This is a genomic window from Nocardiopsis mwathae, assembly GCF_014201195.1.
GTDB lineage: Bacteria > Actinomycetota > Actinomycetes > Streptosporangiales > Streptosporangiaceae > Nocardiopsis_C > Nocardiopsis_C mwathae.
Window position 1 is genome coordinate 3646428 of record NZ_JACHDS010000001.1, and the last position, 19513, is coordinate 3665940.

Annotated in this window: 17 protein-coding genes; 9 read left to right on the top strand and 8 right to left on the bottom strand. The window is 72.3% G+C overall.

Features of this window, described 5'->3' with window-relative positions; genetic code table 11:
- The first annotated feature begins 8 nt into the window (after positions 1-8).
- Genes cydB through cydC form a run of 3 tightly spaced genes read left to right on the top strand, consistent with a single transcriptional unit; the run spans position 9 to position 4701 of the window.
- Entirely contained in the window at positions 9-1076 is a 1068-nt protein-coding gene (gene cydB, locus HNR23_RS15680) for a cytochrome d ubiquinol oxidase subunit II (RefSeq protein ID WP_184076288.1), read from the top strand.
- A gap of 20 nt (positions 1077-1096) precedes the next feature.
- Positions 1097-2923 carry a thiol reductant ABC exporter subunit CydD gene (cydD, locus tag HNR23_RS15685; protein WP_184076289.1) on the top strand — a complete coding sequence of 609 codons (1827 nt, stop codon included), beginning with the start codon at positions 1097-1099 and terminating at the stop codon, positions 2921-2923.
- Entirely contained in the window at positions 2920-4701 is a 1782-nt protein-coding gene (gene cydC, locus HNR23_RS15690; RefSeq protein ID WP_184076290.1) for a thiol reductant ABC exporter subunit CydC, read from the top strand. The genes cydD and cydC overlap by 4 nt, the downstream gene beginning before the upstream one ends.
- A gap of 22 nt (positions 4702-4723) precedes the next feature.
- Here the strand turns inward: cydC and HNR23_RS15695 are convergent, their stop codons facing one another.
- The 4 genes from HNR23_RS15695 to HNR23_RS15710 form a co-directional block, all read right to left on the bottom strand.
- The gene (locus HNR23_RS15695) at positions 4724-5281 is read right to left on the bottom strand and encodes a DM13 domain-containing protein (RefSeq protein ID WP_184076291.1); all 558 of its coding nucleotides are present in this window, start codon (positions 5279-5281) and stop codon (positions 4724-4726) included.
- Positions 5282-5421: 140 nt separating this feature from the next.
- Positions 5422-5628 (bottom strand): type II toxin-antitoxin system HicA family toxin, encoded by a 207-nt coding sequence (locus HNR23_RS15700; protein ID WP_221308135.1) that lies wholly within the window; start codon positions 5626-5628, stop codon positions 5422-5424.
- An 11-nt stretch (positions 5629-5639) separates the two neighbouring features.
- The gene (locus HNR23_RS15705; protein WP_184076293.1) at positions 5640-5870 is read right to left on the bottom strand and encodes a type II toxin-antitoxin system HicB family antitoxin; all 231 of its coding nucleotides are present in this window, start codon (positions 5868-5870) and stop codon (positions 5640-5642) included.
- A 310-nt stretch (positions 5871-6180) separates the two neighbouring features.
- Positions 6181-6555, bottom strand: a complete 375-nt coding sequence (locus HNR23_RS15710) for a DUF3817 domain-containing protein (RefSeq protein WP_184076294.1) — start codon at positions 6553-6555, stop codon at positions 6181-6183.
- 555 nt (positions 6556-7110) lie between these two features.
- Between HNR23_RS15710 and HNR23_RS15715 the strand changes: the two genes are divergently transcribed.
- The gene (locus HNR23_RS15715) at positions 7111-8922 is read left to right on the top strand and encodes a UvrD-helicase domain-containing protein (RefSeq protein WP_184076295.1); all 1812 of its coding nucleotides are present in this window, start codon (positions 7111-7113) and stop codon (positions 8920-8922) included.
- 94 nt (positions 8923-9016) lie between these two features.
- Here the strand turns inward: HNR23_RS15715 and HNR23_RS15720 are convergent, their stop codons facing one another.
- Both HNR23_RS15720 and HNR23_RS15725 read right to left on the bottom strand, forming a co-directional pair.
- A complete protein-coding gene (locus HNR23_RS15720) occupies positions 9017-10486 on the bottom strand; it encodes a DUF6114 domain-containing protein (protein WP_221308137.1) in 1470 nt (489 codons plus the stop codon).
- A 4-nt stretch (positions 10487-10490) separates the two neighbouring features.
- Entirely contained in the window at positions 10491-11105 is a 615-nt protein-coding gene (locus HNR23_RS15725) for a DUF6230 family protein (RefSeq protein WP_184076296.1), read from the bottom strand.
- Between the two features lie 243 nt (positions 11106-11348).
- On the opposite strand from HNR23_RS15725, the gene HNR23_RS15730 reads away from it, so the two are divergent.
- On the top strand, positions 11349-13175 hold the full coding sequence (locus HNR23_RS15730) for a GMC oxidoreductase (protein WP_184076297.1): 1827 nt from the start codon (positions 11349-11351) through the stop codon (positions 13173-13175).
- Between the two features lie 106 nt (positions 13176-13281).
- Here the strand turns inward: HNR23_RS15730 and HNR23_RS15735 are convergent, their stop codons facing one another.
- Positions 13282-14058, bottom strand: a complete 777-nt coding sequence (locus HNR23_RS15735; RefSeq protein ID WP_184076298.1) for a MerR family transcriptional regulator — start codon at positions 14056-14058, stop codon at positions 13282-13284.
- A gap of 166 nt (positions 14059-14224) precedes the next feature.
- Here HNR23_RS15735 and HNR23_RS15740 point away from each other — a divergent pair, with 166 nt between their 5' ends.
- From HNR23_RS15740 to HNR23_RS15755, 4 genes are all read left to right on the top strand, one after another.
- Positions 14225-15094, top strand: coding sequence for an SDR family NAD(P)-dependent oxidoreductase (locus HNR23_RS15740; RefSeq protein ID WP_184076299.1), 870 nt, complete (start codon positions 14225-14227; stop codon positions 15092-15094).
- 39 nt (positions 15095-15133) lie between these two features.
- On the top strand, positions 15134-16084 hold the full coding sequence (locus HNR23_RS15745) for an AurF N-oxygenase family protein (RefSeq protein ID WP_184076300.1): 951 nt from the start codon (positions 15134-15136) through the stop codon (positions 16082-16084).
- A gap of 98 nt (positions 16085-16182) precedes the next feature.
- Positions 16183-17721, top strand: a complete 1539-nt coding sequence (locus HNR23_RS15750; RefSeq protein ID WP_343070580.1) for a flavin-containing monooxygenase — start codon at positions 16183-16185, stop codon at positions 17719-17721.
- Complete coding sequence (locus tag HNR23_RS15755) at positions 17718-18068, top strand: DUF4873 domain-containing protein (RefSeq protein ID WP_184076302.1); 351 nt, start codon at positions 17718-17720, stop codon at positions 18066-18068. The genes HNR23_RS15750 and HNR23_RS15755 overlap by 4 nt, the downstream gene beginning before the upstream one ends.
- A gap of 213 nt (positions 18069-18281) precedes the next feature.
- Here the strand turns inward: HNR23_RS15755 and HNR23_RS15760 are convergent, their stop codons facing one another.
- Complete coding sequence (locus HNR23_RS15760; RefSeq protein WP_184076303.1) at positions 18282-19418, bottom strand: adenosine deaminase; 1137 nt, start codon at positions 19416-19418, stop codon at positions 18282-18284.
- Positions 19419-19513: the final 95 nt, after the last annotated feature.

Genomic DNA, 19513 nt, shown 5'->3' on the forward strand with positions numbered 1-19513 from the left:
CCGCCGCAATGGACCTCGACCTCGCACTCATCTGGTTCCTCGCCATCGCGATCCTCTGGACCGGCTACTTCGTCCTGGAGGGATTCGACTTCGGCGTCGGCATGCTGCTGCCGGTCATCGGCAAGGACAACACCGACCGCCGGGTCATGATCAACTCCATCGGCCCGATCTGGGACGGCAACGAGGTGTGGGTGATCACCGCGGTCGGCGCCACGCTGGCCGCCTTCCCGGCCTGGTACGCCTCCATGCTCAGCGGCTTCTACCTGCCGATGCTGATCATCCTGCTGGCGCTGATCGTGCGCGGCGTCGCCTTCGAGTACCGCGGCAAGGGCGACACCGATCGGTGGCGCGCACGGTGGGACGCGGCCATCATCTTCGGCAGCACCGCCCCGGCCCTGCTGTGGGGCCTGATCTTCGCCAACCTGATCCGCGGCCTGCCCATGGACGCCGACCACGTCGTCTCCGCCGGGCTGCTCGACATGCTCAACCCCTACGCCCTGCTCGGCGCGGCCACGACGATGTCGCTGTTCGTGCTCCACGGCGCGGTGTTCCTCACCCTCAAGACCGACGGCGAGGTCCGCGTGCGCTCCCGCGCGCTGCTGATCCGCGTCGCCTGCGTGGCGATCCCGGTGACACTGGCGTTCCTCACCTGGACCCAGCTGGCCTACGGCAAGCCGTGGACCTGGCCGGTCGCCGTCGTCGCGGGCACCGCACTGGTCATCGGGGTGATCCTGGGCGCCCGGGGCCGCGAGGGCTGGTCCTTCACCGCCACCGCCGCCACGATCATCGCGCTCTCGGTCGTCATCTTCGGGGCGATGTTCCCGACGGTGCTCCCCTCCACCACCGACCCCGCCTACAGCCTCACCATCGCCAACGCGTCCTCCGCGCCCTACACGCTCACCGTGATGTCGTGGGTCGCGGTCGTGTTCCTCCCGCTGGTGCTCGCCTACCAGGCGTGGAGCTACTGGGTGTTCCGCAAGCGCGTCACCCGCGAGCACATCGAGCCGGTCCCCGCTTACGGTGGATCCGGCAGCGGTGACGCCGACGGTCCCGCCGCATCGCCCGGCACCGGCTGAGAAAGGATCCGCGTCCCGCGATGAAGCCCCTCGACCCACGACTCGTCCGCACCGCGCGGGCGGTCCGGGTGCACCTGGTCGTCACCGTCGTCAGCGGACTGGCGATCACCGCTCTGATCCTCGCCCAGGCGTGGCTGCTGGCGCACGTCATCGCCGGTGTCACGGCCGGGGCGGGGGCGGACGGCCTGTCGTGGGCGATCACGGCCGTCGCGGCGGTCGCGGTCGCCCGCGGGGTCCTGTCGTACGGGGCCGAGGCGGCGGCCCTGCGCTCGGCCGCGCAAGCCAAATCGCAGCTGCGCCGCCGCCTCGTCGCCCACGTGACGGGGACGCACACAAGCTCCGACGCCGCCGCATCCCCGGATGCGGACGGCGTCGGGACCTCGGGGCCGGTCTGGTTGTCAGGGCAGGCCGGAACCGATCAGGGGGCGGGCACTCCCCGCGCCGGTGAACTGGTCACACTCGCCACGCGTGGCCTCGATGCGCTGGATGACTACTTCGCCCGGTATCTGCCGCAGCTGGTGCTGGCGGTGCTCGTCCCCCTCTCCGTCCTCATCGTCGTGTTCAGCGCCGACATGCTGTCCGGCGCCATCATCGCGGTGACGCTGCCGCTGATCCCGATCTTCATGGCCCTGGTCGGCTGGCACACCCAGGCACGCACCGAGCGCCAGTGGCACCTGCTCAACCGCCTGGGCGGGCACTTCCTCGACGTCGTCGAGGGGCTGCCCACGCTCGCCGTCTTCCGCCGCGCCAAGGCCCAGGCCGAGATCATCCGCCGCATCACCGACGAGCACCGCCGCACCACCATGTCGACGCTGCGCGTGGCGTTCCTGTCGGCGCTGGTCCTGGAGCTGCTGGCCACGCTGTCGGTCGCGCTGGTCGCGGTCGAGGTCGGGCTGCGGCTGATGTACGGGATGCTCGACTACCAGACCGCGCTGCTGGTGCTGATCCTCGCCCCCGAGGCCTACCTGCCGCTGCGCGAGGTGGGGGCGCGCTTCCACGCCAGTATGGAGGGCGTCGCCGCCGCCGAGCAGGTGTTCAAGGAGCTCGACCGCGGCCGCGGAACCCCCGTCGGCCGGCGTGGCGGCCACCGAGCGGCCTCGCCTGCGCCCACCGCTCCCGCGGGCCCCGCGCGGATCGACCTGGAGCGGGTGTCCCTCACCTACCCCGGCCGCGACGTTCCCGCGCTGCGCGAGGTCGACCTGAGTATCGAGCCGGGGCGCCGCCTGCTGCTCACCGGCCCCAGCGGGTCGGGCAAGAGCTCGCTGCTGGCGCTGCTGCTGAGGTTCACCGAGCCCACCGAGGGAGCGATCCGCGTGCAGGACGCGGCCGCCCACCCCGCGGCGGCTTCCGGAGACGGCGCCGGGTGGACGCCGCTGGCCGACGTCCCCGTCGAGCAGTGGCGGCGGCGGATCGCCTGGGTCCCCCAGCACCCCTACCTGTTCGACGACACCGTCGCCGGCAACATCCGCCTCGGCGCCCCCGATGCCGCCCTCGACGAGGTGCGGCGCGCCGCCCGCCTCGCCGAGGCCGACGCCTTCGTCGCGGCCCTCCCGGACGGCTACGACACCCGGCTGGGCGAGCGCGGCGCCCGGCTCTCCGCCGGGCAGCGCCAGCGCATCGCCCTGGCCCGCGCGTTCCTGCGGGACGCCCCCGTCGTGCTGCTCGACGAGCCGACCGCGCACCTCGACCCGGACAACGCCGCGGCCGTGCGCACCGCCGTCGGGCGCCTGCTGGAGGGCCGTACCGGCATCATCGTCGCCCACGACACCGGCTGGGCCGACCTGGTCGACGCCGTCGTGCACGTCGATGCCGGACGGGTCGGCACCGGACTGGAGGCCCGGCCATGACCGCGACGCCCGACACCCTGCCGACGCCGGACGCCGGACGCGATCCGCTGCGGCGGATGATCGCGCTGGCGTGGCCGCGCGGCCGCCGATTCGCGCTCGGCGTGCTGCTGGGTGCCCTGGCCACGGGGTCCGGCGTGGCGCTGCTCAGCGTGGCCGCATGGCTGCTGGCCACCGCGGCCGAGCACCCGCCGATCACGGCGCTGAGCGTGGCGGTGGTGGCCACCCGTGCCCTGGGCGTGTCCCGGGGCCTGACGCGCTACCTGGAGCGCCTGGTCACCCACGACGCCGCGTTCCGGACGCTGGCCGACGTGCGGGTGCGGGTCTACGAGCGTCTCGCCCGCACCGAGCCGGTTCGTCGGTTCCGCTCCGGAGACCTGGTCTCCCGGCTGGTCAGCGACACCGACGCCACCCAGGACCTGCTGGTCCGGGGGCTGACTCCGCCGCTGGTGGCGGTGCTGACCGGCGGCGTGGCGGTGGCGTTCTGCACGGCGCTGCTGGCCCCCGGCGGCCTGCTGCTCCTCGCCGGGCTGCTGCTGGCCGGGCTGGCCGTCCCACTGATGGCCGCGGCACTGGGTCGGGGGCCGGGTCGGCGCCAGGCCGCGGCGCGCGGCGAACTGTCCACCGCGCTGGTCGACACCCTCCATGGCGCCCCCGACCTGGTCGCCTACGGTGCGATGGACCGGGCGGTGCGACGGGTCGAGGAGGCCGACGCCGAGCTCACCCGGGTCGCCCGCCGCGACTCCGCGCTGCTGGGCTTCGGCGCCGGGGCCACCGCACTGATCACCGGACTGACCGTGTGGGGCGCGCTGGCCCTGAGTGTCGCCGCGGTGGAGGACGGCACACTGCACGCGATCCCGATGGCGGTGCTGGTGCTGACCACGCTGGCCGCCTTCGAGATCGTGGCCCCGCTGCCGGCGGTGGCCGCCCGTCTGGGCGCCATTCGGGCCGGCGGGGAGCGGCTGTTCGGCGTGCTCGACACCCCGCCGTCGGTGACCGCGCCCGGGTCGGGCACCGTGACCGAGCGCCCCCTCCTCGACGGTTCGGCCGACGCGACCGCACTGCGCGTCCGCGGCCTGCGGGTGCGCTACGGCCCCGAGGAGCCCTGGGCGCTGGACGGGGTGGACCTGGACATCGCCCCCGGACGCACGGTGGCGGTGCTGGGGCCGAGCGGCGCAGGGAAGAGCACCCTGGCCGCGGTCCTGCTGCGGTTCCGCGATCCGGACTCCGGGACGGTGGAGCTCGGCGGCACCGACATCACCGGCGTCCCGGTGGACGAGGTGCGGCGGGTGATCAGCGGAGTGCCCCAGGACCCGCACGTTTTCGCCAGCACGCTACGGGAGAACCTGCGGCTGGCCCGGCCGGGCTGCACCGACGAGGAGATCCGGGCGGCGCTGCGCCGCGCCCGGCTGGCCCACGAGGTGGAGGCCATGCCCGACGGCCTGGACACCGAGGTCGGTTCGCACGGGGCGCGACTCAGCGGCGGCATGCGCCAGCGGCTGGCGCTGGCCCGCGCGCTGCTGGCCGCGCCCCGGGTACTCGTGCTCGACGAGCCCACGGCCCACCTGGACCCCGACACTCGCGACGCCGTGGTCACCGACCTGCTCGACGCGGCGGAAGGGTACTCGACGCTGCTGATCACCCACGACCTCGCGGGGCTGGACCGGGTGGACGAGGTCTACGTGGTCGCCGAGGGGAGGGTGCTGCAGCACGGCACCCCCGCCGAACTGGCCGCACGCGAGGGCTGGTACCGCGACGCCTTGGCGGCGGGGACGGGCTGAGCCCCGGGCCGCACCGCGGTGGTCACAGCTCGACGGGCGCCGATCCGAACGCCACGGAGAAGCGCTCGCACCAGATGACGACGCTGGTCATATCGTCGATGTCGGCGCCGGCGGGGATCTCGTAGTTGGCGTTGCCGTGGGTGCCCTTCAGGGCGCCGAGGGGCACGTAGTCGCCGTTGTCGTATTTGAACCAGTCGCCGCCGGCCTCCTGGTCGGTCAGCCACACCTTGAGGTCGGGGCCGTCGCTGGAGGCCAGGTCCTCCAGGCGGACGATGCGGCTGCCGTCGGCCAGTTCGACGATCTTCGCGGTGCCGGTGGTCTCGTGCTCCTGGCTGACGAACTCGCCCTCGGAGAGTACGCGGGGTTCGGCGTCGGCGGTGTCCTCCGCGCCGTCCTCCCCCGGTCCGGCCCCGTCGCCCGGTGCGGCGGGGGCGGCTGCGGGCAGCTCCTCGTTCACCGTCGAGCTGGTGAACACCCGCCAGGGCTGGAAGGCCCACAGCCCCACGCCGACCACGACGGTCAGTACGGCGGCGGTGGCCCAGATCAGCGGACGCAGCCGCTTGGAGATGGTCAGGGACATCACGGGTCTCCTGTCGGTTCCGGGGACGGCTCTCGGGTGCGGACGCGGTCGGTGGGGCCGCGCCTGTTGTTCGGAGCCGACCCCGTCAAGGAGACGTTCACAGCGACGCTATTTCTGTCGTCTTCGAGGGGACCTCAGGGTCACAGGAGTTCTCGGAGCTCGTCTGCGCTCAACCCGGCCTGGGTGGGGATCGACGTCATCGTGCCACGCTTGATCTCCTTATGCAGCGGCACGATGACCCGCCGACTGTCTCTCCGCAGCTTCACATGATCGCCACGAGTACCGACCTGTGTGAACCCGATCTTCTCCAGGGCACGCACGACCTTCTGGCCTGAAGTGATCGGCAATCGCGAAGGACTCACGCGGACAAACGCACATCCACGGACGTGACGAAGCCGGGTTCATCGGGAGTTTCCATCGGAAGTTCTTCGTCCTCGAAGTACAGTTCGAGGGCCTCTCTCAGGTTCTCGACGGCTTCCTCGATGGTCTCGCCTTGCGAGGCGACCTCGACCTCGACAGCCCGAGCGACGTATCCGCCGAGCTCGGAGTCAGGCGTGATGGTCGCGGTCAGACGCAGGGTGCGCTCCATGGGGCCAACTGTACATAGCAACTGAATCGATTGCCTGTTGACTGTGCATATACGTAGAGGCGATCGGTGCAGGGGCCTCCAGCCAGTCGGGACGCCGCAGCCGCTCCTGCGCCCCAACAGTTAACCGAAACCCCACCCTCCGACGGTTCTCATGCGATGATTGTCAGCTCATCCGGTGCGACGTTCCGTGAGGAAATGTCGGCGGCCGGTCATAGGGTCACCACTGTTGAGACGGTCGTCAGGGGCGGTTGAGGCCTCTGCCGGGGTAGGACGGGCCCCGGCAGGGCCCTGAGTCGCCCGCGTCCGCGTGTCAGGCGCGCGCGGACGGTAGGGCGGCCTCCTGCGGTGCCCCGCCGCCGCCCGCGGGGTCGATGCGCCCGGTGCGCGACGCCCAGCGTTCGAAGACGACGGTGCCGAACGGCGGCACGCTCGCCACCAGCCCGAGCACGGCGGTCAGCGTGCTCCAGCCGAGCCGGTACCAGGCCAGCACCGCGACCGCCACGTAGACGATGAACGCGACCCCGTGGATCGGGCCGAAGATCTGCACGCCGATCTCGTTGTGCACGACCACGTACTTGAAGAACATCCCGACCAGCAGCCCGGCCCAGGTGACGGCCTCGACGGCGGCGATGGCCCGGAAGGCGGTCAGGACCTGCCGGGGAGAGACGGTGGACGCGAGGGACACGTGGGCTCCTGTTCGATGCGGACGTCGCGGACGGGTGCCGGCGCGCAGGTCACGAGGGGTGGGGGCGGAGGGCGACCGCGGGTTCGGGCCACCGGTTCCGCACGGAGACTATCCGAAAACAACCTGTACGGTCGGTTCGCCGCTACAGGGGTGGTTTCACCGGGCGACGGCGCCGCCACACACCACGAGCACGCTTTCCGACAGACCCCTGCGTCACCGGGAACCGGCTGGAACTCCGCCCGCATCCATCGTAGGACCGGGTTTCGGTTACGACATATCGGGCTTTACGGACACCAGGGCACCCGGCGGACGCGCAGGTCAGCGGAACGCCGGGAATCCACTCGAAAAGACCTTCGAAAGACTCTTGAAGCATCCGCCATGACCTGCACGTATGCCGCCTGTATCGCCCGCCCGCACCAGACGTGCAACCGCCTGCAGCGCGGCGTTTGCCGGAATTCCGCCGCGAGCATGTCCACGGTGAGACGCGCTGGTTGGCACCAACCCCTTCCCCACGCGACTTCCCACGTCAGGCAAGCGACCGGAGGAACACACGACGTGCCTGAGCTCGCGATTGCCCCGAACCTCCTCTCCGAATTCTCCCGGCTCGACACCGGAGCCCAGACAGCGGCCCTGACAGCCGTCCAGGCCTACCTCACCGGCGGCGGCGAACCCCTGGAGCAGCCCGCACAGGCCGCCGACCCCCGGGTCCGCCTGCTGCGCATCGACCCCCACTGGTCCGGCGTCGTCGCCCCGGCCGCCGACGGCGCCGACTGCCTGGTGGCCATCCGCCCGCATGACGAAGCCGTCGGCTATGCCCGCGCGTTCACCCCCGCGGGCGAACCCGCACTGGCGGTCGCCGACCCGCGCCCCGTACCTGCACCCGCTCCGCCGAGGGTGACCGGCCCCGACGAGATCGCCCCCGACCTCGACCGCCCCTTCGGCGACTGGCAGATCACCCTGCACCCCAGCCAGCACCGCCTCGTCGACGCCCGCTTCGCCGGGTCCGCACAGGTCACCGGCGGCCCCGGCACCGGCAAGACCGTGCTGGCCCTGCACCGCGCCGCCCATCTGGCCAAGCGCGACGCCGCCCGCTTCCCCGGCGAGAACCGGCGATCCATCCTGCTCACCACGTTCAACCGGCTGCTCGCCCAAACGCTCTCCGGTCAGCTCGACCGCCTCCTCCCCGACCCCGACGTGCGCGCCCGCGTCGAGGTCGTCACCGTCGACGGCCTCGCCCGCGGGGTCGTCTACGAGCACACCGGGCGGACCCCCGAGGCCGTCGGCAAGGAGACGCTGAGCGAGCGGTGGCGCGAGGCGGCCTGGGCCGACGGCGTCCCCTACTCGGGGCGGTTCCTCACCGACGAGTGGGAGCAGGTGATCCTCGCGCAGAACCTCACCACCATGCCCGCCTACGTCCGCTGCGAACGCAGCGGACGGGTGCTGCACCTGGCCCCCGAGCACCGCGCCCACGTGTGGGACACCATCCAGCGCTACGCGGCGCGGCTGCGCGTCGCCGGCGAGTGGTCCTACCCGCAGATCGCGTTGGAGGCCGCGCGCCTGTTGCTCCGCTCGGGGGCACGCTACCGGCACGTCATCGTCGACGAGGCCCAGGACCTTCACCCCGCGCAGTGGCGGATGCTCCGGGCGGCCGTCCCCGCGGGGCCCGACGACCTGTTCATCGTGGGCGACCCTCACCAGCGCATCTACGACAACCGCGTCTCGCTGGCCTCGCTGGGCATCAACGTACGCGGCCGCAGCCACCGGCTGCGTGTCAGTTACCGGGTCACCCAGGAGATCCTGGACTGGGCCATGCCGACGCTGGGCCGCCCGACCGCCATCGGTATGGACGACAACGCCGACACGCTGGTGGGATACCGCTCGCTGCTGCGCGGCACCGAGCCGGTGCTGCGCGGTTGCGCCGACCGCGGCGAGGAGAGGGCGGCGCTGGGCGAGTGGGTGCGCGTGTGGCTGGAAGCGGGGGTTCCCCCGTCGGCGATCGCGGTGGCCGGGCGCAACCACTGGATCGTCCGCCAGATCGGCAAGGAGCTGCAGGCACTGGGTATCCCGACCGCCCCGCCGGACTCGCCCGAGGGGACGCGGGCGGTGCGCGTGGGCACCCTGCACTCTCTCAAGGGGCAGGAGTTCCGGTGCGTGGCGGTGATCGGCATGAGCGAGCCGCTGCTGCCGCCCAAGGCCGCGCTGGATGCCGCCGAGGGCGACCCGGTCGCGTGTGAGCAGGTCCACCAGCAGGAGCGCAACCTGCTGTTCGTCGCCTTCACACGGGCCCGCGACGCGCTGTACGTGTCCTACGTGGGCGCGCCCAGCCGCCTGCTGCCCGGCGCCGCGGGGCAGCCTCAGCAAGCCTGACCACCGGGTGTCCGGCACCGGTTCGGTACCGGACACCCGGTCCGCACCGCCCCGGGCGGGTTCGGGCGGCCGAACGCCCGTTGCGGGCACGCACTCAGCCGCTGTCAGGGCGCACCCGCTCCCTCAGGCCGTCGATGGCGAGGGTGCGCGCCTGGGCCAGCGGGCGGTCCACCTTCAGGTCGGTGACGACCATGTAGGGCAGGAGCAGCGGCGGCGGGAAGTCCGGCGTGAAGACCAGCCGGATGCCGAGGATGCGCGCCTCCAGGCGGGTCACGTGCAGCACGACGTCGCCGGACAGCTCCATCGAGGGCAGCGCGAGCGTCTTCAGGGCGCCGTCGTGCCGCGCCCACAGCTCGCCGTCGCGCAGCTCGCCCTTGCGCATGGAGATCTTCAGGTAGCGGCGGGGGCCGTCGGTCGTCGGGTAGGAGACGACGCCCTCGAACCGCGCCCCGCTCATGGTGAAGCGCCGTCCGGAGAGCCCGGACTCGGCGACGGCGGCGGTGAACCGGGAGTCGGCCGGGGCGGACCGCACCTGCGGGGCGTCGCCGCGCTCGCGGGCGGCCTCGCAGGCGGCCACGGCGTCGAGGAACTCCTCCTCGCTCTGCGCGACGGACTCCTCCCCCACGCCGATCCGGCACTCCCCGTCGTCCCGCGCCTCGACGCCGCCCGCGTCGTCGGTGTCGTCCGCGCCGTCGGTGTCGTCCGCGCCGTCCTCGGCGTCGCCGGTGTCGGTGCCGGGGGCGGTGTCACCCCCGTCCTCGGCGCCGGACGGCTCCCGGCCGCCGTCCTCACCGCGAGGGGCGTCCCCCTCCCCCCGGGAAGGAGAGGGGGAGGGGGACGCCGAGGGAGGAGTGGTCGCGGGTCCGGGAGCCGCGGGGGCGGTCTCCTCCTGGCCGCCGCCGGGCAGGAACCAGTCCCAGGGCCAGGACGGCGGATGGGGTGCGGCCCCGGGGAGGGCCAGGGTGAGGGCGATCGGGAGGGCGGCCACGGCCCGCAGGTCCCCGCCGTGCCGCCGGTCGCGTTCGACCGGGAGCAGGTCCGTATCCGCGGCGTCGGCCTCGTCCTCGTCCTCGTCCGCATCCTCTTCTTCGGTCCGGTCCCGGCCACGGCACCCGCGTTCGGGATCCCAGGCGATCAGCAGCGCGCCGCCGACGATGCCGAGCAGCATGCCGATGACGAACCCGCCGAAGTTGGAGGCCAGGAAGGAGGCGAGGGAGAGCAGGGTCGCGGTGACGCCGAAGAAGACGCGCTGCTGGGGCTGGACCCACACCAGCAGGCCCAGGGCGATCAGCAGCAGCCCGATGAGGTACCCGGCGATGCCCGCGATCCCGGCGTAGATGACCAGGTTGACGGGGAGGACCAGGGACTGTGCGGCCGGCGCGACCAGGAGCTCCACGCCCGCGGCGGCCACCAGCAGGCCGCCCCAGAACGGGCGGGAGCGGCGCCAGTCGCGGAATGCGCTCCGCCCGGTCCGCGCCGCCCGGCGTCCGCGGGTGGCGGCGCGGGGCCGGAACATCGCCCGCGGCGGCAGCCCCCGGCCCGACCCGTGTTCGGTGTCGGCCATGGGACTAGAAGCACTCGTGGTTGCCGGGCTTCGCGGCGAGCCGGAGCCCGGCGAGCTTGAGGGTGCCTGCGTTGACCGACCACGCGGTGAGTTCGAGGTCGTCGATCACGGTTCCGTCGGCCTGCAGCCCGAAGGCCCCGCGCGGGCCGTTGCCGCCGGACACCTTGTCCAGGGTGCTGGCGTCGCGGCCGATCTCGATGGTGTCGAAGGTGGCGTTGCCGTCGAGCTGCTCGACGTCGACCAGCATCCCGGAGGCTGCGACGGGCTTGCTCTGCCCGGCGGTGATGAGCAGGGTGGCCTGTCCGATGGGGAGGTCCACGAGCGAGGACATGCAGAGGTTGTCCAGTTCGGCGCTGTCGATCACGGACAGGCCGACGGGCCGGGAGGTGTCGTCGATCGAGGTGGCGACGTCACCGTACTGGGCGAAGCCCTGGCCGCGCAGGGAGTCGGCGGAGAGCTTGAAACTGTCGCCGGAGACCGCGAACGAGGCGGCGAGGAGGCCCTGGGTGGTGGCCGCGCCGAGGATGACCGCCGCGGCGAGGCCGGGGATGACCGCGAGGCCGAAGCGGCGCCAGCGGGTGCCGCCGTCGGGGGCCTGGGGGATGGAGTCGTCGGACATGAGGCTCGCCTCCTTGCTCCCGCACCGCAGGTGGACGGCGGTGCCGAGGGATGGGGGTGTTGCGCCGCACACTGCCCCGGGGGTTACATGGACCACGCCTACTCGCAGGTAGGTGACGAACATTACAATAGCGAATGTCACACTTCCAAGTGCCATTTTTTGCCTTGTACGTAACAGATCGGTCGCGGACCGCGACCATCCCCCTCCCCGCCCCGATTCCGCCCCGCTGAAAGGTGTCCGCCCGTGCCCACCGAGAGGAAGCGGCCGCAGCCCCGCGCAACCGACGGCGAAGCCCGGTTCGACTACGACGTCGTCGTCATCGGGTCCGGCTTCGGCGGATCGGTCAGCGCGCTGCGCCTCACCGAGAAGGGCTACCGCGTCGCCGTCCTGGAGGCCGGCCGGCGCTACACCCCCGACACCCTGCCCAGGAACTCCTGGGACGTGAAGAACTTCCTGTGGGCGCCCGCCCTGGGCATGTTCGGGATCCAGCGCATCCACCTGCTGCGCGACGTCATGATCCTGGCCGGGGCCGGGGTGGGCGGCGGCTCGCTCAACTACGCGAACACGCTGTACGAGCCGCTGGACGACTTCTACTCCGACCCGCAGTGGCGGGACATCACCGACTGGCGCGCCGAGCTGGCCCCCTACTACGACCAGGCCAAGCGGATGCTGGGGGTGCGCACCAACCCGACCATGACGCCGCACGACGTGCACCTGAAGCAGGTCGCCGAGGACATGGGGGTGGGCCACACCTTCCGGCTCGCGCCCGTGGGCGTGCACTTCGGCGACGGGCGCGACGGTGCCGCGGAGTCGGCGGCCGAGCCGGGAAGCCTGGTCGGCGATCCCTACTTCGGCGGGGCCGGGCCCAAGCGGCGCGCGTGCATCGAGTGCGGCGAGTGCATGACCGGCTGCCGCCACGGCGCCAAGAACATGCTCACCGAGAACTACCTGTACTTCGCCGAGCGCAAGGGCGCCGCCATCCACCCGATGACCACGGTCGAGCGGCTGCGCGAGCGCCCGGCCGCGCGCGGCGGAGGCTACGCGGTGGACACCCTGGTGACGGGCGCACCGCGGCGCAAGGAGAACGCGCGCACGTTCACCGCCCGCCAGGTCGTCGTCGCCGCCGGGACCTACGGCACCCAGCGCCTCCTGCACGCCATGCGCGACCAGGGGCTGCTCCCCCGCATCTCCGACCGGCTCGGAACCCTGACCCGCACCAACTCCGAGGCGATCAACGGGGCCATGACCCGCAGCGTCGACCCGCCCGAGGACTTCAGCCGGGGCGTGGCCATCACCTCCTCCATCCACCCCGACCATCGCACCCACGTCGAGCCCGTGCGCTACGGCAAGGGCTCCAACGCCATGGGGCTGCTGGCGACCATCCAGGTGCCCGGCGGCGGTCCCGCCCCGCGCTGGATGAACTTCCTGCTCCGGGCGGCCCGACACCCCTACGTCTTCGCGCGCAGCTTCTCGGTGCGGCGCTTCTCCGAGCGCAGCATCATCGGGCTGATCATGCAGTCCCTGGACAACTCGCTGACCACCTACACCAAGCGGGGGCTCCTGGGCGGGCGCACCCTGACGTCGCGCCAGGGCCACGGCGAGCCGAACCCGACCTGGATCCCGCAGGGCCAGGAGGTGATGAGCCGGCTGGCCGAGCGCATCGACGGGTTCCCCGGCGGCACCGTGGGCGAGATCGCCAACATCCCGCTGACCGCGCACTTCCTGGGCGGCTGCCCGATCGGTGGGAGCCCCGACGAGGGCGTGGTGGACCCCTACCACCGCCTCTTCGGCCACCCGGGGGTGCACGTGGTCGACGGGTCGGCGGTCTCCGCCAACCTCGGAGTGAACCCCTCACTGACGATCACCGCGCAGGCCGAGCGGGCGATGTCGTTCTGGCCGAACAGGGGCGAGCAGGACCCGCGCCCCGCACCGGGCACCGCCTACCGGCGGGTGGACCCCGTCCACCCGCACGACCCGGCCGTACCCGCGGGCGCCTTCGCCGAGCTGCGCTTCGGCCGCAGCCTGACGCTGGAGGTCGTGGACGCGCCCGACCAGCGAGCCCACCACTGAACTTCCACCGGCGATGTCACCGGTTCCCCGTTGATCTCGGCGAAGTGCACCGGAAATCGCCGATCATTCGGTGCACTGCGCGGAGATCAACGGGGGCGGGTCGGGGTCAGGCGGGGTTCTGCTGCTCCGGCTCCTCCGCGTTCTCGGTGCCCAGGTGCTCCAGGACGTCGGCGAAGTGATCGCCCATCGCGTCGTTGAGGTGCCGGGCCATGGACCTGGCGAGCATCGCGTCCACCGCGGTCTCGGCGAGCGGGCGCAGGCGGCGGACCAGGGCGGCGGCCTCGGCGACGTCCTGGCCGGCGAGGATGCCTTCGGGAGCGTGCCGGGCGAGGATGTGCTCGGCGACGGTGTGCACGAGTTCACCGGCCGCCGTGTCGACGCGGCCCCACAGCCGCTCGGCGATGTCGAGCACCGTGGCGACGCTCATGCCGGCGGCGACGAGCTCGGCGCCGGCGTTGAGTAGCCGCGGGCTGGGCACGCGGAACCGGATGCCCTCGCGTTCGATCAGGCCGAGGCGGAGCGCGCGGGCGATGTTGGGCGGGGTGATCTCGCCGTTGAACAGCTGGCTGAGTTCGGCGACGGTGATGTAGGTGGGGATCTCGTCCGACCACGGATCGCCCACGGCCGACTCGAAGCCGAGGATGTCGTTGAGGTCGCCGCCCCGCTCCCACACCGTGACGAGCTCATGGATGTTGGCGAAGGTGTACCCGCGTTTCAGCAGTTGGCCGATCAGCCGCAGCCGTGCGAGGTGCGCCTCCGTGTAGATGCCCACGCGCCCTTCGCGGCGCGGTGGCGAGAGCAGCCCCCGGTCCTGGTAGACGCGGACGTTGCGCACGGTGGTCTCGGCAAGCCGGGCGAGCTCATCGATGCGGTATTCGGCCATGCGTCCACCTTATGGACCGCGGGAAGCGCGTGCTCGCCCGTCGGGCACGGCGTCGCGGACCGTGCCCGGACCGGATCCTCCGCAACTCGGCGAACTTGACCCATTGCATCGTGACAATGACCATTGTAACGTTCAGCCAACGCACAACGTGTGGAGGAGGTCACATATGCCAGCTGCGACACCGCGGCGCCTGAGGGCACTGCGCACCCTGGAGGGACGCACCGCGATCGTCACCGGCGCCTCCGGCGCCTTCGGCGGCGCCACCGTCCAGGTCCTGCGCCACCTCGGCGCCCACGTCGTCGGCATCGACCGCAAATCCACCGACGACACCGTCCTCGCCTGCGACATCACCGACGACGAGCAGGTCCGGGCGGTCGTTCCCGAGGCGGTCGACCGGCTCGGCGGCCACCTGGACCGGCTCATCCACTACGCCGGGGTCGGCCCCGCCGTCGACGTCGGCGCCGCCCCTGACAGCCACGTGCACGAGGCGCTTGAGGTCAACCTCCTGGGCGCCTGGCGCGTCACCGCCGCCGCCATGCCGGCGCTGCTCCGCCGCCGGGGCCGGGTGATCCTCACCGCGTCCCTCCTCTCCGGTCTCCCCCTCCCCTTCGCCGGGGCCTACACCGTCTCCAAGCGCGCGCTCACCGCCTACGCCGACACCGTGCGCGCCGAGTACGGCACCCACATCGGCGTCACCACCGTCTACCCCGGATACGTCGACACCCCCATCCACGACAGCTCACGCGCCGCCGGCGTCTGCCTGGACGGCCTGGTCCCTCCCGAACTCGCGCGCCACACGGTCATGCGGGTGGTGCACGCCGCCGCCGCGGCCCGACCGCCGCGCGACCTCGCCTCCACCGGCTTCGGCACCGCCGTCCTGCGCTTCACCCGGCACTGCCCCGGCGTCACCGACCGGCTCGCCGCCGCCCAGATCTCCGACCTCGTGCGCTGCGGCCACTTCGGCGACGCCGAAATCGCCCGCGGCCTGCACGAACGCCACGGCTCGCCGCTCGCGGCCGCCTCCGCGGCCCCCTGACCGCCCCAGCCCGCTCGACGCCCCACTGGAGTACCCGCCATGACCGTTCAGGACGAGCCACGGATCACCGACCGCGAGGACATCGCCAAGCGCCTGCTGCGCTCCTCTGCCAAGGCGTCCTTCGACCCGCTGGTGGAGATCGACTGGGACGCCCCCATCGACCGCGACCGCTACGCGACCCGCCCGGAACGGGTCTCCCTGTACGGCACCGAGTTGTGGGAGCGCCTCACCGAAGAGCAGCGCAAGGAGCTCAGCCGCCACGAGGTCGCCAGCATCGCCAGCATCGGCATCTGGTTCGAGACCATCCTCATGCAGATGCTGGTCCGGCACGCCTACGACCGGGACCCCACCTCCAACCACGTGCAGTACGCCTACACCGAGATCGCCGACGAGTGCCGCCACTCGGTCATGTTCGCCAAGATGGTGGGCAAACTCGGCGCGCCCCACTACAAGCTCGACCCCGTGACGCAGTTCCTCGGCCGCGTCTTCAAGTCGATCGCGCACGGGCCGCTGATCTTCGGCGGGGCGCTGTTCGTCGAGGAGATCCTGGACCAGATCCAGCGCGAGGCCATGGTCGACGAGAGCCTGGAGCCGCTGGTGCGCGCCGTCTCCCGCATCCACGTCGTGGAGGAGGCCCGGCACATGCGCTACGCCCGCGAGGAGTTCGCCCGCACCTGGCAGCGGCACAACCCCGTGGCCCGGGCCTACAGCAGGCTCGTCCTCGGCCTGGTCGTCTACTACTCCACGACCCGGCTGATCAACCCCCGGGCCTACGCCCACGTCGGCCTGGACCCGCGCGAGGCGCGCCGTGCGGCGCGCCGCAACCCCCACTGGATCGACACCAAGACCTGGGCCGCGCGCAAGGTCGTGGCGACCCTCGGCGGCGCCGGAGCGATCTCCGGCCCCGGCAGGTACTTCTGGCGCAAGGCCGGCCTGCTGGGACGCCCGGGGAACCGCCCGGCCGTGCCCACCCGCGCCGCGGCCCGATGAGACCGCCGGCCCGGAGACCCATGCGCCGGGGGTCCGGGCCGGCTTCCCCCTTCCTCCTTCCCCTGCCCCCTCCCCCCCTTGTGAGAGGATCCGTCGCCGTGACCGAACAGGAGACGACGCCCCCGCACCACCGGGTCGCCATCATCGGCACCGGGTTCGCGGGCATCGGAATGGCGGTCCGCCTCAAGCGGGCCGGGCTGCACGACCTGGTGCTGCTGGAGCGGGCCGACGACATCGGCGGCACCTGGCGCGACAACACCTACCCCGGCGCCACCTGCGACGTGCCGTCCCACCTCTACTCCTTCTCGTTCGCGCCCAACCCCGGTTGGAGCCGCAGCTTCTCCCCGCAACCGGAGATCTGGGACTACCTGCGCCGCGTGGCCAAGGACGAGGACGTCGTCCGGCACGTCCGGTTCCACCACGAAGTGACGGCCGCCCACTGGGAACCCGGCGCCAACCGCTGGCGGGTGGAGACCACCGGCGGCACCATCACCGCCCAGTTCCTGGTCAGCGGGTCGGGCGCGCTGGCCGACCCGGCCACGCCCGACATCCCCGGGATGGACGCGTTCCAGGGCACGGTGTTCCACTCGGCCACCTGGAACCACGACCACGACCTGAGCGGGCGCAGCGTCGCCGTCATCGGCACCGGCGCCTCCGCGATCCAGTTCGTGCCGCAGATCCAGCCGAAGGTCGGCGCCCTCCACCTCTTCCAGCGCACCCCGCCGTGGATCATCCCGCGCACCGACCGCGACATCACCCGCGCCGAGAGCTGGCTCTTCCACCACCTGCCCGTCACCCAGCAGGTCGCCCGCAAGAGCATCTACTGGGCGCGGGAGAACTACGTCTTCGGCTTCGTGAAGAACCCGCGGCTGATGAAGCTCGTCGCCCGGCTCGCCACCGCGCACATGAAGCGGCAGGTCCACGACCCCGCGCTGCGCGCCAAGCTGACGCCGTCCTACCTGCCGGGCTGCAAGCGGATCCTGATCTCCAACGACTACTACCCCGCGCTGACCCGGCCCAACGTCTCGGTGGTCACCGACGGGATCGCCGAGGTGCGGCCGAACTCGATCGTCAGCAGCGACGGCACCGAGCGCGAGGTGGACACCGTCATCTTCGGCACGGGCTTCCGCGTCACCGACATCCCCATCGCCCACCGCGTCTTCGACGGCGACGGCGTCTCGCTGGCCGAGCACTGGGGCGGCGACGGGGAGGACGCCCAGGCACTGCGCGGCACCACCGTCGCCGGCTTCCCCAACCTGTTCGTGCTGGCCGGTCCGAACACCGGGCCGGGGCACACCTCGCAGGTCTTCCTGATCGAGGCGCAGATCAACTACGCGATGTCCGCGCTGCGCTACGCCTGCCGCAACCGGATCGACCGGCTCGTCCCCCGCCCCGAGGCGCAGGCCGCCTACTGCGCGCGGGTGCAGCGCAAGATGCGCGGGACGGTGTGGGTCACCGGCGGCTGCGACAGCTGGTACCTCAACTCCCAGGGCCGCAACACCACGCTGTGGCCCGGGTTCAGCTGGGAGTTCGCGCTGCGGACCCGCCGCTTCGACCCGGGCGAGTACCACCTGCGCAGGGAGGCGGCCTCGGCCCGCGCGCGCAAGGGGAGCGCCGTGTCGGGAGCAGGCCGATGAGCGGCATGGACGCCGATGAGGAGGAGTACCGGGGACCGGTCACCCTCCTCATCGGCGGCGCGGAGCCGGACACCGAGCCGGTCAGCGCCACCGTGGACGCGCACCTGGCCGGACACTTCGACCCGCTCACCGGCGGCTACCGGTGGGTGGGGCGGCTGGCCGCCGACCCGGCGGTGAGCGCCGCGTTCGTGGCCGGGCGCACCCAGGTCACCGTGCGCGCGGCCGACGGCCGCGAGGGGCGCGGGCGGCTCGGCGAGCCGAACGTCTGGGGCGGTCACACCGTCACCGGGACCGGCACGCCCCCGTTCGCCGTCCCGGAGGTGGATCCGGACGCCGAGGACGCCTGAAGGCGTCCTCCCGAGACTCGCACCGGGCGGCCGGGATCAGTGAAAAGGCAAGGGGACCGCCGGCCGCCCGGTGCGACCCCGCCCCCGTCTCTCCGTTGATCTCGGGGATATCGGGGTGATACCGGCGAGTATCACCCCGATATCCCCGAGATCAACGGGAGGACAGGGGGGAGGACGGCGCCGCCCGCGGACAGGTCCGGTGGGTGGGTCACCTCACCACTGGTCCTCCATGCGGAAGAACGCGGCGCCCACGTGGTCGGTCTGAGCGGCCGCGTACCCGGGCTTGATGGTCCCGTTGATGAGGTCCAGACGCTCGTCATGGCCGATGAACGCCGACTTCATCGCGTTGACCGTGAACCAGCGCAGGGTGTCCAGGCCGTAGTCGAAGGCCTCGACGAGCCGGGTGAACTCACCGCTCATCGATGTTCCGTCGAGCAACCGGTTGTCGGTTCCGACGGTGACGCGGAAGCGCAGCCGCCGCAGGACGTCCACCGGGTGGTCGGCGATGTCGCGGACCGCGCCCGTGCTCACGCTCGACGTCGGGCACAGCTCCAGGGGGATGCGCTTGTCGCGCACGTAGGCCGCCAGGTCGCCGAGCTTGGCGCTGCCGTCATCGGCCACCGCGATGTCGTCGACGATGCGCACGGCCTGGCCGAGCCGGTCGGCACCGCACCACTGGATGGCCTCCCAGATGGAGGACAGGCCGAAGCCCTCACCGGCGTGCAGGGTGAGGTTGAAGTTCTCCCGCTTGATGTACTCGCAGGCGGAGATGTGGCGCGTCGGGGGATACCCGGCCTCGGGGCCGGCGATGTCGAAGCCCACCACGCCGAGGTGCCGGTAGCGGACGGCGAGGTCGGCGATCTCCAGGGAGTCGGCCGCCTGGCGCATCGCGGTCAGCAGCAGCCGCACGTCGATACGGCGGCCGAACAGGCGCGCCTTGGCGGTGCCGATCCGCAGGCCCTCCAGGACCGCATCGACGACCTGCTCTCGGGTGAGTCCCTCGCGGGTGTGCTGCTCGGGGGCGACCTTGACCTCGGCGTAGACGACCCCGTCCTCGGCGAGGTCCTGGGCACACTCGGCGGCGACCCGGCTCAGCGCGGGGGCGGTCTGCAGCAGGTCCAGGATGGGGGTGAGGCGGGCCAGGTGGGCCTGCTGGGTGCGGACCTCCTCCGGTGCGGTGCGGGCGGCGAACCAGGCGCGCAGCCGCTCCGGGGCGGTCTCCGGGAGGCCCTGGTAGTCGGACTGCGCGGCGAGGTCGAGCAGGGTGGCGGGGCGCACCCCGCCGTCGAGGTGGTCGTGCAGCAGCACCTTGGGCAGGCGGCGGATCGTGTCGGTAGCGGGTCGAGTCATCGTCCTCCTCGTCGAGGGGTGGGTGAACGTGGATAAATTTCCGCGATTCTAGACGATCTGCCCCGGTCGTGCCGCGTCGACGCCCTGTGACTCCC

What these genes read in the sequence shown, in the direction of transcription:
- HNR23_RS15735 (WP_184076298.1), bottom strand. Translation starts at nt 14,058, where the DNA reads ATGGCCGAATACCGCATCGATGAGCTCGCCCGGCTTGCCGAGACCACC.
- HNR23_RS15695 (WP_184076291.1), bottom strand. Translation starts at nt 5,281, where the DNA reads ATGTCCCTGACCATCTCCAAGCGGCTGCGTCCGCTGATCTGGGCCACC.
- HNR23_RS15760 (WP_184076303.1), bottom strand. Translation starts at nt 19,418, where the DNA reads ATGACTCGACCCGCTACCGACACGATCCGCCGCCTGCCCAAGGTGCTG.
- HNR23_RS15705 (WP_184076293.1), bottom strand. Translation starts at nt 5,870, where the DNA reads ATGGAGCGCACCCTGCGTCTGACCGCGACCATCACGCCTGACTCCGAG.
- HNR23_RS15745 (WP_184076300.1), top strand. Translation starts at nt 15,134, where the DNA reads ATGACCGTTCAGGACGAGCCACGGATCACCGACCGCGAGGACATCGCC.
- HNR23_RS15740 (WP_184076299.1), top strand. Translation starts at nt 14,225, where the DNA reads ATGCCAGCTGCGACACCGCGGCGCCTGAGGGCACTGCGCACCCTGGAG.
- cydB (WP_184076288.1), top strand. Translation starts at nt 9, where the DNA reads ATGGACCTCGACCTCGCACTCATCTGGTTCCTCGCCATCGCGATCCTC.
- HNR23_RS15725 (WP_184076296.1), bottom strand. Translation starts at nt 11,105, where the DNA reads ATGTCCGACGACTCCATCCCCCAGGCCCCCGACGGCGGCACCCGCTGG.
- HNR23_RS15755 (WP_184076302.1), top strand. Translation starts at nt 17,718, where the DNA reads ATGAGCGGCATGGACGCCGATGAGGAGGAGTACCGGGGACCGGTCACC.
- cydD (WP_184076289.1), top strand. Translation starts at nt 1,097, where the DNA reads ATGAAGCCCCTCGACCCACGACTCGTCCGCACCGCGCGGGCGGTCCGG.
- HNR23_RS15720 (WP_221308137.1), bottom strand. Translation starts at nt 10,486, where the DNA reads ATGGCCGACACCGAACACGGGTCGGGCCGGGGGCTGCCGCCGCGGGCG.
- cydC (WP_184076290.1), top strand. Translation starts at nt 2,920, where the DNA reads ATGACCGCGACGCCCGACACCCTGCCGACGCCGGACGCCGGACGCGAT.